The 16,727-nt window shown below is 66.4% G+C and carries 11 protein-coding genes and 1 tRNA gene; 5 read left to right on the top strand and 7 right to left on the bottom strand.

Annotation, left to right across the window (positions count from 1 at the left end):
* From Y704_RS21410 to Y704_RS0113945, 6 genes are all read right to left on the bottom strand, one after another.
* Positions 1–344, bottom strand: a 344-nt coding sequence (locus Y704_RS21410; protein ID WP_035772860.1) for a hypothetical protein, incomplete at its 3' end; no start/stop codon positions are given.
* 5 nt (positions 345–349) lie between these two features.
* Entirely contained in the window at positions 350–877 is a 528-nt protein-coding gene (locus Y704_RS21415) for a bacterial proteasome activator family protein (RefSeq protein ID WP_081747669.1), read from the bottom strand.
* Between the two features lie 126 nt (positions 878–1,003).
* Positions 1,004–1,213: a YbdD/YjiX family protein gene (locus Y704_RS0113930; protein WP_026550571.1), complete on the bottom strand. Its 210-nt coding sequence runs from the start codon at positions 1,211–1,213 to the stop codon at positions 1,004–1,006.
* On the bottom strand, positions 1,213–3,486 hold the full coding sequence (locus Y704_RS0113935) for a carbon starvation CstA family protein (RefSeq protein WP_026550572.1): 2,274 nt from the start codon (positions 3,484–3,486) through the stop codon (positions 1,213–1,215). Before Y704_RS0113935 ends, Y704_RS0113930 begins: the two co-directional genes overlap by 1 nt.
* A gap of 143 nt (positions 3,487–3,629) precedes the next feature.
* The gene (locus Y704_RS0113940) at positions 3,630–3,836 is read right to left on the bottom strand and encodes a hypothetical protein (protein WP_026550573.1); all 207 of its coding nucleotides are present in this window, start codon (positions 3,834–3,836) and stop codon (positions 3,630–3,632) included.
* Between the two features lie 79 nt (positions 3,837–3,915).
* Positions 3,916–4,896: an NAD(P)H-quinone oxidoreductase gene (locus Y704_RS0113945; RefSeq protein ID WP_026550574.1), complete on the bottom strand. Its 981-nt coding sequence runs from the start codon at positions 4,894–4,896 to the stop codon at positions 3,916–3,918.
* 62 nt (positions 4,897–4,958) lie between these two features.
* Between Y704_RS0113945 and Y704_RS0113950 the strand changes: the two genes are divergently transcribed.
* From Y704_RS0113950 to Y704_RS21425, 4 genes are all read left to right on the top strand, one after another.
* Positions 4,959–5,046, top strand: a tRNA-Ser gene (locus tag Y704_RS0113950).
* 320 nt (positions 5,047–5,366) lie between these two features.
* Positions 5,367–5,873: an FAD-binding oxidoreductase gene (locus Y704_RS25670; RefSeq protein ID WP_343212848.1), complete on the top strand. Its 507-nt coding sequence runs from the start codon at positions 5,367–5,369 to the stop codon at positions 5,871–5,873.
* Positions 5,874–5,953: 80 nt separating this feature from the next.
* Entirely contained in the window at positions 5,954–6,799 is an 846-nt protein-coding gene (locus Y704_RS25675; protein ID WP_343212849.1) for a BBE domain-containing protein, read from the top strand.
* Positions 6,800–6,980: 181 nt separating this feature from the next.
* Positions 6,981–11,498, top strand: a complete 4,518-nt coding sequence (locus tag Y704_RS21425) for an ExeM/NucH family extracellular endonuclease (RefSeq protein WP_253904351.1) — start codon at positions 6,981–6,983, stop codon at positions 11,496–11,498.
* A gap of 115 nt (positions 11,499–11,613) precedes the next feature.
* On the opposite strand, the gene Y704_RS21430 is transcribed toward Y704_RS21425, so the two are convergent.
* A complete protein-coding gene (locus Y704_RS21430) occupies positions 11,614–13,587 on the bottom strand; it encodes an FAD/NAD(P)-binding protein (RefSeq protein ID WP_155850378.1) in 1,974 nt (657 codons plus the stop codon).
* Between the two features lie 96 nt (positions 13,588–13,683).
* Here Y704_RS21430 and Y704_RS0113970 point away from each other — a divergent pair, with 96 nt between their 5' ends.
* Positions 13,684–15,774 (top strand): prolyl oligopeptidase family serine peptidase, encoded by a 2,091-nt coding sequence (locus tag Y704_RS0113970; protein WP_026550575.1) that lies wholly within the window; start codon positions 13,684–13,686, stop codon positions 15,772–15,774.
* The last annotated feature ends 953 nt before the right edge of the window (positions 15,775–16,727 follow it).

The raw sequence follows: 16,727 nt of genomic DNA on the forward strand, positions 1-16,727 counted from the left end.
TCGAGCCGTGTCATTGCGGCGGCTTCCGCCGTCGTCGCCAGCGCATTGCCGGCCCTGGACAATGCCCGGTGCACCTGGACCATAGCCCCGGGGATGTCGAGCCCGCTGCTCGGCGAGCGCCGCTGCGCCTCCACGCACACCGTCCGGACCCGCGGCAGCATCTCCCCCAGCTGGTTCGCGATCTCGACCAGCTCGCTGTAGACGGCGTCGTCCTCCGTGCCCTCAAGGATCTGGTGGTAGCGGTCCAGTCCGCGGCGGAAACGGTCGTGCGCGCGCCGCCAGACGCCGCTGCCCAACTCGATGTCATCCTTGCGTCCCTGCCGGGCCGCAGCGAAGAAGGCCACCGGTCCTACAGGTACTGGCCGGGACCGTGCGGATCCTCAGGGGTGAGCAGGACCTTCGGTACACCCTGGACCCGCTTGGGCTCGCCGTCCTCCCCGATCACCACACCGGGTGCGATCTGCGTACCCGGAGGGAGCTCCCGCAGCTGCAACCGCGCCGCGAGCTGCTGGTTCGCCATGTGCTGTGCGGCCAGGGCGGTCTGGATGCCGTGGAAAAGCCCTTCGAGCCACCCGACCAGCTGCGCCTGCGCCACCCTCAGCTCGGCGTCGGTGGGAGCTGCATCATCCCGGAAGGGCAGATGGATCCGGTGCAGTTCCTCGACGAGTTCCGGAGCGAGGCCGTCCTCAAGCTCCTTCACCGAGCGTTCATGGATGGAGGCGAGGCGCGTGCGCCCGGCCTCGTCCAGCGGTGACGCACGGACCTCCTCGAGCAGCTGCTTCAGCATCGCGCCGATGCGCATGACCTTGGCAGGCTTGTCGACGAGGTCGGCGAGGGGCGCGGCCTTGCCGCCGTCATTGGGCTGCTGTTCAGTCATGGCCCTATATTCTCACGGTTCGGGTGCCCGACGACCGGGGCGAGCAGGCTGCAGGGTGACGACGAAGCCCGGCCGCGCTGCCCCGTGAAGAGGCAGCCCAGCCGGGCTCGTCAAGTCGGATCGCCGCTAGCAGCAGCGCCCTTCGGGATTCGCATCCTGGCGGTCCGTCTTGTCCCGCCAGAACTCCCGCTCGGTCATGGGTGCTTCCGCCACATGGGTTCGAGTCTGGTGGTCGAGGTACGCCTGGTAGGCGTTCTCTCCCATCACCCCCTTGAACAGCCAGGCGGCGCCGCGGGCGGCCTCGCGTGCCTTGCCGAGGGCGAGGTTGATGCTCATCAGTGACCGGTCCGAACCGGCCGCTTGTCGGGCTCCAGCGCCGCCCACTGCGCTTCGAGCTCCTTTTCAGCCGGTGTGGCGAAGAACCCGGCGGGCGCGTACAACCGCGCAGCGACCGGCGTCTCCTCGGTGTTGGTTCCTCCATCCTGCCGCACCGCCTTGATGGTGGCAATGATGGCCGTGGTGATCACAATGATGGACAGCACCACGAAGATGATCGACAGCGTGCCCTGGATGAACGTATTGCGGACCACGGCCTCCATCGCCGCGACGGTCCGCGCCGTGCCGAAGCTTTCCTCACCGGCAGCCAGCGCACCCTTGAAGGCGTTGTGCTGCGCCCAGTAGCCGATGTTCGGAACGGGCGAGAAGATCTTCAGGAACGACGCCGAAATAGTCACCACGGAAGCGAACGCCAGGGGCAGCGCGGGGATCCACAGGTACTTGACCACGCCCTTCTTGGCGCAGATGGCCATGCAGACCGCGAGCGCTATGGCCGCGAGCAGCTGGTTGGCGATGCCGAACAGCGGGAACAGGGTGTTGATCCCGCCGAGCGGATCGGTGACGCCCATGATCAGGATGGCGCCCCAGCCGGCCACCATGACGGCCGTGCAGATCCATGCTCCGGTCCGCCACGAGGTGTCGCGGAAACGCGGAACGAAGTTGCCGATGCTGTCCTGCAGCATGAACCGCGCAACACGGGTTCCGGCGTCGACCGCGGTGAGGATGAACAGCGCTTCGAACATGATGGCGAAGTGGTACCAGAAGGCCATCATTCCCGGCCCGCCGACCAGTGACTGCATGATCTGGGCGATGCCCACGGCGAGGGTGGGAGCACCGCCGGTGCGTGACACCACCGACTCCTCACCCACGTTGGTGGCGAGCTGGTTCAGCGTCTCGGCGGTGAGGTTCACGCCGGCAAGGCCGAGGCCGTTGACGAAGGCCACTGCGCCTTCGACGGTTCCGCCGGTGGCCGCAGCCGAGGAGTTCATCGCGAAGTAGATGCCGCGGTCGATCGAGAGTGCCGCCACAAGGGCCATTATCGCCACGAAGGACTCCATGAGCATGCCGCCGTAGCCGATGAACCGGGTCTGGCGTTCCTTCTCGATCATCTTCGGTGTCGTCCCGGATGCGATCAGGGCGTGGAAGCCCGAAAGCGCACCGCAGGCAATGGTGACGAAGAGGAAGGGGAAGAGTGATCCCGGGACCACGGGACCTGCCCCGGTGCTCGCGTACTCGGTGACGGCCGGCGTTGAGATTTCCGGCCGGGTGATCACGATGGCGACGGCCAGCATGACGATGGTGCCGATTTTCATGAAGGTCGAGAGGTAGTCACGCGGTGCGAGGAGCAGCCAGACAGGGAGCACTGCGGCGATGAAGCCGTAGATGATGATGCCCCAGGCGATGGTGATGCGGTCGAGCGTGAAGAGTTCGACGCCCCAGGCCGTTTCGGAGATCCAGCCGCCGCCGACGATCGCGAGCAGCAGCAGGGCGAAGCCGATCACGGAGACCTCGGTGACCTTGCCCGGGCGCAGGTAGCGCAGGTAGACGCCCATGAAGAGGGCGATCGGAATGGTCATGGAGACGGAGAAGACGCCCCAGGGGCTCTCGCCCAGCGCGTTGACGACCACGAGTGCGAGGATCGCGACAATGATGATCATGATGGCGAGGGTGGCGATCAGCGCTGCGGTGCCGCCGACGACGCCCAGTTCTTCCCGGGCCATCTGCCCCAGGGAGCGGCCGCCACGCCGCATCGAGAAGAACATCACCAGGTAGTCCTGCACGGCGCCGGCGAGGACCACGCCGATGATGATCCAGAGGGTGCCGGGAAGGTACCCCATCTGGGCGGCCAGCACGGGTCCGACGAGGGGGCCTGCGCCGGCGATGGCTGCGAAGTGGTGTCCGTACAGGACACGGCGGTCAGTCGCTGCGTAGTCCTTGCCGTCGGCCTTGTACTCGGCCGGGGTGGCCCGTCGGTCGTCGGGCTTCAGGAGCTTGCGCTCGATCAGCTTCGAGTAGAAGCGGTAGGCGATGAGGTAGGTGCAGACTGCTGCGAAGACGAACCAGATGGCGTTGACGGTTTCGCCCCGCACCAGTGCCAGCATGGTCCAGGAAAAACCGCCAAGCATTGCGATTCCTGCCCAGATGGCGATCTTCGTCGGCGTCCAGCGGCGCTCTTCCTCCTCGGCCACCTGCGGATCGACGGCGGTGGGCGGCAGATCCGGGTCGGAGACCAGCACGCCCTCGTGCTGGTGGGACCCGTTGGAATGACTCATGATGCTCCTCGGAAACGAGTGGGTTAACTACACGAAAATACCAACCTGGTGAGGCCTGCATCACACGGTAGTCGCCCACCCGCTGCGGGATCGCCAAGCGGTAGGAACGATGCGCCGGACGGCGGGCTCGGGGAGATCCGGGCTTAGCGGTCGCGCGCGCCGTCGTCGTTCGCGTTGGATCCTTCACTCAGGCTGGCATGCGTGGAGGTGCGTGGGTCCTCACCTTCGTTTGCGGTGTCCTGCGGGCCGTTGTCGACGCCGTCGGGAATCTGGTCGGCGAGATTGTCGGTGAAGCTGTCCGCGGCCCGGGCCAGGCCCGTGTCCTTCTCACCGTCGTGGTTGCCGGTCATGATGTGCCTCCTGGGTTGGCGCTGCGCTGACCCTTCAACTTTTCCACAGCAGGACGACGACCGGAAGACTGCTGCGATGTCAGGGGCGCTCCATTGTGAGGAGGATCTTGCCCGTATGCTCACCCGAATCGAAATAGGCGTGTGCTGCGGCTGCCTCGCGGAGCGGGAAGGTCCGGTCGACCGCCGTGCGGACGCGTCCGTCGGCGACCAGCGGCCACACCTCGCGGCGCACTGCCGCCAGAATGGTGCCCTTCTCGCCGGACGGCCGCGAGCGCAGCGTGGTTCCGGTGATGCTTGCGCGCTTTGCCATCAGGGCAGCCAGGTTCAGTTCGGCGTTCGCCCCGCCCTGCAGCCCGATGACCACCAGGCGCCCGCGAACGGCGAGGGCGTCGACGTTCCGTGCCAGGTATCTGGCGCCGACGACGTCGAGGATCACGTCTGCCCCTGCGCCGTCGGTGGCCCGCCGCACTTCCTCCACGAAATCCTGCTCCCGGTAGTTGATGAGGGTGTGCGCACCGAGGGTTTCGGCGAACCGCAGTTTCTCCGGTGCGCCCGCAGTGACAAGCGGGACGGCACCGAAGGCGAGGGCGAGCTGGATCGCCATCGTCCCGATCCCTCCGGACGCACCGTGGATCAGGACCGTTTCACCGTTCTTGAGGCCGGCGGTCAGGAAAAGGTTGGAGTACACGGTCGCCGCGGTCTCTGGCAGCGACGCAGCCTCCACGAGCCCCACTCCAGCCGGGGCCTCGAGAACCTGAACCGCGGGCACGGCCACCTGCTCCGCGTAGCCTCCCCCGGCCAGCAGCGCCACCACGGCAGCCCCGGGCGCGAAACGGGAGCCGTTCGGATCCGCGATGCGGCCGGAAACCTCGAGCCCCGGGAATCGGGAAGCCCCGGGCGGAGGCGGGTAGGCGCCGCGCCGCTGCTGCACATCCGCCCGGTTCAACCCGGCCGCGACGACGTCGATCAGCACCTCCCCCTCACGCGGAACAGGTGCCGGCACCTCGGTGGGCAGGAGGACTTCCGGACCACCGGATTTGCTGATAACAACCGCCAACATGGGCAATTCCTTCTCGCTGATAGATTTTGGCCCAACAGGTTCACCATGAAACACTACTTCCGGGAAGGTTGTCCGAGCGGCCGATGGAGCTGGTCTTGAAAACCAGTGTGCGGTAACCCCGTACCAAGAGTTCGAATCTCTTACCTTCCGCGGAAGCACAGGAAGTGCGCAGTTTACGAGGCCGGTTGAGGCAATCGAGAGGTTGCTCCGACCGGCCTTACCCGTCCCGTCGGACGGCCGCCCTCCGCCCATTGTCCGAGGAGCCGGGTGAACCTAGAATAATGTTCACCACCGCGACTCGTTCCAGTGCGATGTCGTTCCAGTGCAGTGTGAGCTGGACCGTATCCCCGGGCCGGAACATCCAAGGAACCAGCACGTCCCGGGGTTCTGCCCGGCAGCGCCGATTTCGGCGAGGTCAATCTCCTGTTGGATTCGGGGTGGCTACCCCGCAGCGCGGAAGCGGCAGACTGATGAGTACAGCGGATCACAGAGGCCCAGATCAGCAGATCGACCAGGAAATGGCCAGTGCCCTGCAGGAGTTGCGGACCCGCCTGGTGGGGGAGTTGATCGAACCGCAGGACCCGCTGTACGACGAGGCGAGGGCCGTGTGGAACGGCATGATCGATCTGCGTCCCCGCGCCGTCGTCCGGGCTGGAGCCGTGACCGACATCGATCCTGTCCTGGAGGCGGCCCGGCACACCGGCATGCCCCTGGCCGTGCGCGGAGGCGGACACAGCATCGCCGGGCACGGTACGGCCGCGGACGGATTGGTACTGGATCTGGGCCCGCTCAACGGGGTGGACGTCGATGCGGCAAACCAGCTGGTGACCGTCGGCCCGGGGGCCACCCTGGCGGATGTGGACCGGGCCACGGCCGGGCACGGGTTGGCCGTTCCGCTGGGGGTCATCATCCAGACCGGCGTGGCCGGGCTGACCCTGGGCGGAGGCGTGGGCTGGCTGACCGCTCCAACGGGCTGAGCCTCGACAACCTGCATTCCGCTGAGGTCGTCACCGCCACCGGGGAGCACATCCACGCCAGTGAAAAGGAGAACCAGGAGTTGTTCTGGGGACTGCGCGGCGGGGGTGGGAACTTCGGCGTGGTGTCATCCTTCACCTTCCGGGCCCGCCGACTTCCGGACGCGGTGCTGGGCGGCAACTTCTTCTACCGCCCGGAGCGCTGGAAGGAGGCGCTGCGTGCTTTCGGCTTCTGGACGCAGGATCTACCCGAGGAGATGAACCCGATCGTCTCCATGCTGGTCCTTCCTCCCGATGCCGGAATGGGAACAGAACCGTGGCTGGTCATCGGCTTCGCCTGGGCCTCCGAGGACCACCAGGCCGGGCTCGAGGTCGCCGGGCGCCTGCGGACCGCCGCTCCTCCGGACGAGGAGGAGGTCGGGCCCACCGTGTGGGTGGAGTGGCAATCCGCTATGGACAGCCTCTTTCCCAAGGGTTCACGCGGCTACTGGAAGAACGTGTCGTTCTCCCGGCTGGATGAGGAGCTGGTCGAGGTCCTGGTGGATTTCGCCTCCGAAGTGACGTGGTCCGGCACCGGCATCGACATCCACCATATGGGAGGAGCCTTCGGCCGGGTGCCGGAGGAGGCCACAGCGTTCCCGAACCGCTCGGCGAAGTACTGGCTGAACATCTACGGCTTCTGGCAGGACCCGGCCGAGGACGAGCGGCTCAGCGGTTTCGCCCGGAAAGCCTACGCGCAGATGCAGCCCTTCGCCGAGCACGGCCAGTATGTCAATTTCCTCGGCGCTGAGACCGGACACGACGTGGCCGAGGCCGCACGCCAGGCCTACGGGCCCGGTGCCCTCGCGCGCCTGGCGGCGCTGAAGGACCGCTACGACCCGCAGAACCTGTTCCGCCTGAACCACAACATCCTGCCCACGCCCGCCTGAGGTCCGCAGGAGCCGCTGAACTCCATCCACCTGGATTTTGCTTTCCCCACCGTGTCGGTTACCCGCTGTTCATGATCCTCTGGTTTGCTTCTGCCGGGGGGGGAAAATGTCACATGCGTCACATACGGTGCAGGTACCACTCGCGGCTGGAATGAGTCAGGTCCAAGGAGAAATACAGCGAATGATCAATTCGTCAATGAAGGGCGCGCTTTGTGCGGCGCTGTCGGTGGGCCTCCTGGCCGCACCGACAACAGCACTCCCGGCGGTTGCAGGGGAGATTTCCGGGACGCCGGCCGCCGCCGGCTCCGGCGTCATCATCAACGAGGCCTACGTCAACGGAGGGAGCGCCGGCGCGCCCTTCCGGAACAAGTTCGTGGAACTGTACAACCCGACGGATTCCGCAGTGAGCCTGGAGGGCTGGTCCCTGCAGTACCGGTCCGCAGGCGGGACGGCCGCACCCGGCGCGGCCAAGCTCACCGGCACCATCGCTGCCGAGGGGTATTACCTGATCCAGGGAAGCTCGAACGTTTCCACCTCCACGGCTGAGTCCCTGCCGACACCCGACGCGACCATGGGTGCGTCCTGGGCCGCCGGCGGCGGAGTACTGGTCCTCGCGGACCAGAGCACGAGTGTCGCTCCCCTCCCCGTGGGGTCAACCGTGGGCCACCCCGGAGTCGTCGACCTCCTCGGTTATGACTCCACGAGCTTCGAAACCGCACCTGCCACGGGGCCGGGCGGTACGTCCAACCAGAAATCCCTGAACCGTACGGGTTTCGCCGACACCGACAACAACGCAAGCGACTTCTCGCTCTCCGCGGCCGTGACACCGATTAATGCCTCGGGCACCGCAGGCGAACCGCCTCCTCCACCCGAACCCGAAGAGCCGCCCGTCCCGGGGGCAGTGATCCCGATCCGTGAGATCCAGGGCGAAGGGGCCGCCTCCCCGCTGGCAGGTAAGACAGTCACGACGCGCGGCAAGGTCACCGCGGCCTATGCCACCGGGGGATTCGACGGATATTTCCTCCAGACCGCCGGAACCGGCGCAATCGAGGGCCAGAGCGCTTCCGACGCCCTGTTCATCTACTCACCGAGCACGGTCGGCACCGTCGCCATCGGCGACCATGTCGAGGTCACCGGCACTGTCGGTGAGAGCTTCGGAATGACCCAGCTCACCGTTGCTGCGGGCGGCGCCACGCAGGTTGCCGAAGCGGCCGAGGAGGTCAAGGTCGCGGAAATCCCCGTCCCGACAAGTGAGGCGGCACGCGAAGCCGTCGAGGGAATGCTCCTGCAGCCCACCGGCACCTTTACCGTTGCCGACAACTACAGCCTCAACCAGTACGGCGAGATCGGACTTGCCTCCGGTACCGCGCCGTTGCTGCAGCCCACCGAGGTTGCGCCTCCCGGGACCGCAGAGAACGCCGCGGTCGCAGCCGACAACGCTGCCCGCGGCATCAAGCTCGACGACGGCGCCTCCACGAACTTCCTGGCGGCCGCCAATCAGGGAACGGCGCTCCCGTATCTCACCCGGGACCAGCCCGTCCGCAACGGGTATATCGCAGGTTTCACGGCGCCGGTGGTTCTTGACTACCGGTTCAGCGCCTGGAAATTCCAGCCGGTCACCGAACTGACTGCCGCCAATGCGGGGACCGTCCAGCCCGTCACCTTCTCCGGCAGCAGGCCGGTTGCTCCGGAGGAGGTCGGCGGGGACCTCAAGCTCGCCTCCTTCAACGTGCTCAACTACTTCTCGACGACGGGCGACCAGCTGGCGGGATGCTCCTACTTCGACGACCGCCAGGGCAACCCCCTGACCGTCCGCGGCGGATGCGATGCCCGGGGTGCGGCCACGGCGGCAAGCTTCGAGCGCCAGGAAGCAAAGATCGTCGCGGCGATCACCGACCTGGACGCCGACGTCGTCACCCTGATGGAGATCGAGAACTCGGCCAAGTTCGGCAAGGAGCGCGACAGCGCCCTGGCCACCCTCACAGCGGCCCTGAACGAGCGCTCGCCCGGAGTCTGGGACTACGTGCGTTCACCCGAGGCGGTTCCCGCCCTGGAGAACGAGGACGTGATCCGCACCGCCCTCATCTACAAGAAGGCCGTCGCGGAGCCGGTCGGCGATTCAGTGATCCTCGACGACGACGTGGCATTCTCGAACGCCCGCAAGCCCCTCGCTCAAGCGTTCAAGCCAGTCGGTGGGGCCGCGGACACGACGTTCCTCACAATCGTGAACCATTTCAAATCGAAGGGCTCCCCTGCCAGCTCAGGGCCCAACGCCGACAGCGGCGACGGCCAGGGCGGCTGGAACGCGGCACGCGTTCAGCAGTCGACGGCGCTCGTCGCCTTCGCCGACCGGATGAAGGCCGAGGCGAAAACCGACAGGGTGTTCCTCACCGGCGACTTCAACTCCTACTCGGCCGAGGACCCGATGCAGGTGCTCTACGAGGCCGGCTACCTCAACCAGGGCACCAAGACCGACAAGCACTCCTACGTGTTCTCCGGCCTGAGCGGTTCACTCGACCACGTGCTGGCGTCCCCCGCGGCCGACACGACGGTTGCGGGCGTGGACACCTGGAACATCAACTCGGCAGAGTCGGTGGCCCTCGAATACAGCCGGTACAACACGAACATCACCGACTACCACGCCGCAGACCCGTACCGCGCAAGCGACCACGACCCGGTGATCGTGGGGCTGAACTCAGCCCCGGCGGAGACCACCAGCGAACTGAACCTCCTCAACATCAACGACTTCCACGGCCGCATCGACACCAACACCGTGCGGTTCGCCGGGACCGTGGAGAAGCTGAAGGCGGCTTATCCTGAGGGCGACTCAGCCTTCCTGTCAGCGGGCGACAACATCGGCGCCTCACTCTTCCCTTCCTCGCTGCAGCAGGACAAGCCGACCATCGACGTGCTCAACGCGCTCGAGTTGCGCGCGTCGGCCGTGGGAAACCACGAGTTCGATGCGGGCACGGATGACCTCTCGGGCCGCGTGGCCGACCTTGCGGACTTCCCGTACCTCGGCGCCAACGTCTATGCCAAGGGAACGACCGACCCGGCGTTCGAGGAATACTCGATTCTCGATGTCGGGGGTATCGACGTCGCAGTGATCGGCGTCGTGACCGAGGCCACCGCCGAACTCGTGAGCCCTGACGGTATCGCCGGTGTCGACTTCGGGGATCCTGTGGAGGCCGTCAACCGCGTTGCCGAGGAGATCGAGGCGCAGGACCTCGCCGACGTCATCGTTGCCGAGTACCACGACGGCGCCGGAGACGGTGCGGTCGAGGGGTCGACCATCGAGCAGGAAATCGCGGCAGGCGGAACATTCGCCGAAATTGCGACGGAGACCTCACCCCTGGTGGATGCCATCTTCACCGGCCACACCCACAAGCAGTACGCCTGGGACGGCCCGGTTCCGGGTGTCGAGGGGAAAACCCGCCCCATCCTGCAGACCGGCTCCTACGGTGAGTTTCTCGGTCAGATCACCCTGACCGTCGACGATGCCACCGGAGACGTCCAGGCCTACACCGCGCAGAACATTGCACGGACGACGGATTCCGATGAGTCGCTGGTCTCCGCTTTCCCCCGCGTCGCCGAGGTCAAGCGCATCGTGGACAGTGCGCTCGCCGAAGCGGCCGTCATCGGCAACCAGCCCGTCGGCTCGGTCACCGCTGACATCACGACGGCGTTCAACGGCACCGCCCGCGATGACCGATCATCGGAATCGACCCTCGGTAACCTCGTGGCCGATTCCCTCCGCTCGAGTCTCGGCTCGGCGGAACGCGGAGGAGCCGAGATCGGGGTCGTCAACCCGGGCGGTCTCCGTAACGAGCTCTACTACTCGCCGGACGGCGTCGTGACCTTCGCCGAAGCCAACGCCGTCCTGCCCTTCGTGAACGACCTCTGGACCACCACCCTGACCGGTGCGCAGTTCAAGGAAGTCCTCGAGCAGCAGTGGCAGCCGGACGGCAACTCGCGCACCTTCCTGGCGCTCGGGCTGTCGGACAACGTCAGCTACACCTACGACCCCGCACGTGAGCGCGGGTCCCGGATCACGTCGGTGACCGTCGATGGTGCGCCACTCGACCCGGCTCGCGCCTACCGTGTGGGTACCTTCAGTTTCCTGGCGCAGGGCGGCGACAACTTCACGGTTTTCCGGAACGGGACCGATACCCGGGAATCCGGCCTCGTGGATCGTGATGCCTGGATCGACTACATCGAGGCCAGCAGTCCCCTCGCGCCGTCGTTCGACCGGCGCGGGGTCATCGTGCAGGACGCCCCGTCGGCAGTCCGGGCCGGTGAATCGGTGTCCTTCAACGTGTCGAAGCTCGACCTCACCTCGCTGGGAAGTCCTGCCAACTCCACGCTCACGGCGCAGTACGTTGCTGCCGGTGCCTCGACCGATCTGGGGTCGTTTCCAGTCAGCGCGGGAGCGGCAGCGGTCACCGTCACGGTTCCTGAGAATGCCGGCGGCGCGGGCAGCATCGTCCTCGTTGCCGGCGAATCGGGAACCACCGTCACCCTGCCGGTGACGGCTGAAGCGGTGGTCCCGGAAGTGCCGGCGGAACCGGCCCTTCCGGTCTGCGGAAAGGACAAGCCGGGCAACGCATCGGACGCGTCGGAGAAGTCCAAGCAGGACAAGCAGGACAAGGGCGAGAAGCCAGGCAAGAAGTGCACCCCTCCCGGCAAGGGCAGGGGCTGAACGGCGCCCGGCCGGAAATAGGCAGGACCCCCGCGGTTTACCGCGGGGGTCCTGCTTTTGACCAGTGCGTTCCGAGGGGAGCCTCCTCCTCCTCCGGACCGGTGGCTAAGCCCGCTCAGCGCTGGTACTGGGGCATTTCACGCGCCGCGGAGGCGGCGCAACTCACGACGATCGCCCTGGCGATGTCGTCGGCGTCGCGGAGGGTACGGCCGCCGGCCTCGAGGGAGGCACCGGCCTCCGCCGCAATGGCGGTGCCCCACTGAACCGAGGCGAGCTGCAGCCCGATCACGAAGAAGTTTTCCTGGACCGCACCCGCGCCGTTGAGTACCCGATACGGAGGCGCGGTCACATCGAGGCCGCCGGACGCCACCGGCACGCGGTTCTCCGCCAGGAAAAGGTGAGGCCGGACGACGTTCTCGGCAAGCAGTTGTCGCATCAGCACCGAGGAGCTCGTGGACGCCCGGTTGGCCGGCATCATCGCTTCCACGAGGTAGCGAGCCGTGAACTCCGTGCCCACCCACGGCGACACCGCGCGGAACAATCCCTGCTCCGTGTCCAGGCCGAACTTCGGATCCGGTCCGACAAAATGCACGAGGCCGGCCCGCACCAGCGCTGCCAGCTGGAGGATCCGCAGCTGCGGGGGCCCGCCGGCGAGTCCCTCGACCAGCGGTTCGAACCAGCCGCGCAGCTCTGCGGTCCACGCGGCGTCGGTCAGCCCACCGTCGGCCGCGGCCTCCTTGATCATCGACCGTCCGGCGTTCAGTGCCCGGATGGCCATCTTCAACGGATCATCGACACCGGGAGCAGAGCCCGCGGCGTCGGCATCCAGGTAGCGAAGGACTGCGTCGTCGTACGCCCCGCCCTCGAAGTGGCTGCCGGCGAAAGGGTGGCCCAGCGCTTCGACGTCGAGCCGGAGCGCGGCGGGCACCGATCGTTCCAGCACCCTGCCGAGTGCATGCTGCCACTCCGGTCCCGGACGGTCGAGCGCCCCGCGGACCGCGGCAAGGACCTCGGCCGGCGGCTTCAGCAGGGCCCGCGGATCCACCCGCGCCAGCGAACCGTAGTAGGCCCAGAGGACGTCCCGGTGCAGCAGCGGCCAGAAATCGTGGTCGAAGCCGGGCTGGATGCCTGACCGCGCGAACACCGCCAGCGTTTCCGGGGTGCAGTAGGCGGGCATCGGCGATGAGGGCGTCTCCCGCGCGTCGTGAAGGTCGGGTCCCGTGGCTGCCCTCGCACGGTAGGGCACCCCGCGGCGTGAAGCGGCAATGATCCGGGGTTCCCTGCCCGACGCCGAATAGGCCAGCCTGCCGTCGCTGTCCGCAGTGAACCGCCCCCCGCGGCCCTCCGTCAACTGGATCATGGCGTCGAAGAAGTTCAACCCCAACCCCCGAACCAGAACGGGCTTGCCGGCGGGCAGGCGTTTCCAGTCGACGTCAGCAGGCACCGCCGGTGGCCAGTACTGCAAACCGTACCGCGCAGCACCGTCCTGCAGCTTCTCCTGCTCGGGCGTCAGCTTCGCAGGGAGGTGCCCTGCTGCGAGGACCACGGTGTCGACCTCGAGGCCGCCTCCATCGTCGAGCTGGAGGGCCCAGCCCGCCCCCTGCCTGCGCACGGCCAGCACCTCGACCGGATGGTGGACGACGACGACGGCATCGCCTGCGCGCTCGACGAGCTGCAGGAACACCCAGGCCAGATACCGGCCGTACAGCTTCCGGCTCGGGAAGCCGGTTGCGCCAACGCTCGCCGCCTCCGCGATATCGTCGGCAGGAAGTTCTGCGACACCGCCGCGCGCCGCCAGCGCACGCCATTGGTCGAAACTGAAGCTGACCGGCGAAGCCGGCAGTGCCTGCCCGGCGGCGCCGACGGGAACGACGGTGGGAAACAGGGCTGGCGTGTTCATGAGGAACAGCCGCGACTGATCGGTACGCCAGACATGCCCGGGACCGGGCTCGAAGCGGTCAAGAACGTGGATGACCAACTGCACGCCGGCCTCGCCGTCCGCGCTCTGGCGAGCGATCAGGCGCTCGACCACCGAGGTTCCGCGGGGGCCGCCGCCAATCACGGCCACCTCGATCTTCCCCCGGTTCATCATGGCTCCACCCTATCCAATCCGTATTCCCCCGGCGGGCCGCGGGGTCTGTCCGCCCTGCCCGGGGCGGCGGCCGATCGTGTCTAGGATGACTGCATGACGCATTCCACAGAACAGCGCCCGACCGCCTCCGAAGATGAGTTCCTCTGGCTCGAGGACATCCACGGCGACAAGCCGCTCGACTGGGTCCGGGCGGAGAATGCGCTGACCGAGGAGAAGCTCATCACTCCAGGGTTCCTGGACATGGAAGCGAAGATCCTCGAGGTGCTCGATTCCACCGACCGGATCCCTCTTGCCGCCAAGCGCGGACCGCACTACTACAACTTCTGGCGGGACGCCGGGCATCCGAAGGGGCTGTGGCGCCGCACCAACTGGGACAGCTACACCACCGCCAATCCCGAGTGGGAGGTCCTGATCGACGTCGATGCGCTCAGCGCCGACGAGGGCGAGGAATGGGTCTGGGGGGGCGCACTGTTCCTCCGTCCGACGCCGGGCGAGGACTACCGGCGCGTCCTCGTGGCCCTGTCCCCCGACGGCGGTGACGCCACCCGCTACCGCGAATACGACATGGGGAGGCGCTCCTTCGTGGACGGCGGCTTCGACATCCCGACCGCCAAGAGCCGGATCAGCTGGGCGGGAGCGGACACCCTGAATGTGGCAACCGACGTCGGCCCGGGCACTCTGACCTCGAGCTCCTACCCCCGCACTGTGCGCAGGCTCCAGCGCGGCCAGGCACTGCAGGACGCCGAACTGTACTTCGAGATACCGGAACACCACATGATGGCGCTGGTGATCCACGACCAGACCCCGGGATTCGAGCGCGACCTCGCTGTGGACACCATCGACTTCTACTCGAGCCGCACCCACCTGAGGCTCGACGGCGAGTGGGTACGCCTCGACGTCCCGGAGGACGTCAACGTCTCGCTGCACCGTTCCTGGCTCATCTGCCGACCCCGAACCGACTGGTCCTGCGATGGACAGGACCACGCTGCCGGTTCGCTGCTGGTCATCGCGCTCGACGATTTCCTCGCCGGGAGCCGCTCCTTCACCTGTGTCTTCACGCCGGACGCTGCCACCTCACTGCAGTCGTGGAGCTGGACCCGGGACTACCTCCTCCTCAACCTCCTGCGCGACGTGTCCTCCGAAATCCGCATCCTCGACCCGGCGAAGGGCTGGAGGGCCGACCTCCTTGACGCGTGTCCTCCCCTTTCCGCCGTGGACGCGTTCGCCGTGGACGACGAGGATGAGGAGACGGGCAACGACTACTGGCTCGTCGCCACCGGGTTTCTTACGCCCTCCACGCTGTCCCGGGGGGAAATCGGCGCTACGCACCGGCAGGTGAAGGTAGCACCGTCGTTCTTCGCCGAGGACTCCTTTCGGGTGGAACAGCATTTCGCGATGTCCGAGGACGGCACGCGGGTGCCCTACTTCCAGGTGGCAGCGAAGAACCTCGTGCTCGACGGCGGCAACCCCACCCTGCTGTCCGGGTACGGCGGCTTCGAACACTCGATGACCCCTGCCTACAGCGGCGTGGTGGGACGGGGCTGGCTGGAGCGGCACACCGATACCGATCGGCGGGGAGTCTACGTGCTTGCAAACATCCGCGGCGGCGGCGAATACGGGCCGCAGTGGCACCAGGCAGCATTGCACTCGAATCGGCACCGGGCGTATGAGGACTTCGCGGCGATCGCCAGGGACCTGGTGCGGCGTGGGGTCTGCGCACCGGAGCTGCTGGGCTGCACCGGGCGGAGTAACGGCGGCCTGCTGGTGGGCAATATGCTCACCAGTTATCCGGAACTCTTCGGAGCGATCTCCTGCGGCGTCCCACTGCTCGACATGCGCCGGTACACCAAACTGTCGGCCGGTTTTTCGTGGATCGCCGAATATGGCGACCCGGACAAGCCCGAGGAGTGGGAGTACGTGAGGACGTTCTCGCCCTACCACCTGGTGCGTCCCGGCACCGCCTACCCCGAGACGCTCATCTGGACGGCGACGAGCGATGACCGGGTGGGCCCGGTCCAGGCCCGCAAGCTGGCCGCGCGGATGAAGGACATGGGGGTGGGGAACGTGTGGTTCCACGAAGCGCTGGAGGGCGGTCATGCCGGAGCCTCCGACAACCGCCAGGCAGCGCGGATGCACGCCATGACCTACGAGTTCCTGTGGCAGGCGTTGACGAGAAAGGCTTAGTGGGAGCGCCTTCCAGGTGATCGACTTCGCCGGGTTTATCCGTCAGCGCGTGCTGATTCCGCCGGTGAGTGCATGGTGTGAGGAGCACGGGCGACTTGTGGACCTGGAAGTCACCCACCGGCTACGAGCCAGATCCGAGGACGGGATCCGGGGCGCCGAGTACACCGGGTTCGAGTACCTGCCCCTGCACTCCTTGGCAGAATCAGAACTGTCAGGCAGCCAGTAAGCCCCGACCACCAGGAAACCAGGCCCATGAAAAATCGGGGCTAGTGCCCGAGGCAAAGAATGACTATTCGTAAGCGCCCGTAAGCCAATAGTTAATTCAAACAGTTGCGGCAACGCTACCTCCGGCATTCACGACAGTCTCGGTATTCCCCTCGTCAAGTACGGAATGACGGAGCTGATAACAGGGTAATCCCGGCTCATTCTTGTCGCGGTGTATCTGCGACTAGATGAAATTTGAAGGGGCTGGTGGCGGCGGGGGGAATCGCAACAGTTCCAAGAAGGCGTAGTGCCGGTGGCTCCATGGTGCCCTCACCTCAAATCCCCCCATAACCTCAGGTTGCTAATGCGGTATGAGTACCTTTTACCGGTTGGGGTGCCAAGCACTACTCCTTTCTACCCAGTAGTTACCTGACCCTCGAGGTTTATCACCTGTCTTCAGATTTAGGGGTTAACTTTCCGGAAATGCGAGTGTCAGATGAGACGAAGGAGCAAGTTGTGGTTTCGATTGCTCCGGTTCTCCTGGGCTTTCCAGAGGGACTTTCATATCGTGCTGGGAGATATTGATGATTACTCGTAACCGTTTACTCGCTGCAGGTTCTACGGTGGCTATTGCCTCTGGCGGCCTCTTTTTCGTTGCGGGCCCTGCGTCAGCGGAGCCTGGTTTTCCGGACAGGATCCTCGACAACGTAGTTGGTAACGCCGGTAACGCCACTCCTGGCAACGACACT

The organism is Arthrobacter sp. Br18 (assembly GCF_000520555.1).
Taxonomy (GTDB): Bacteria; Actinomycetota; Actinomycetes; order Actinomycetales; family Micrococcaceae; genus Arthrobacter_D.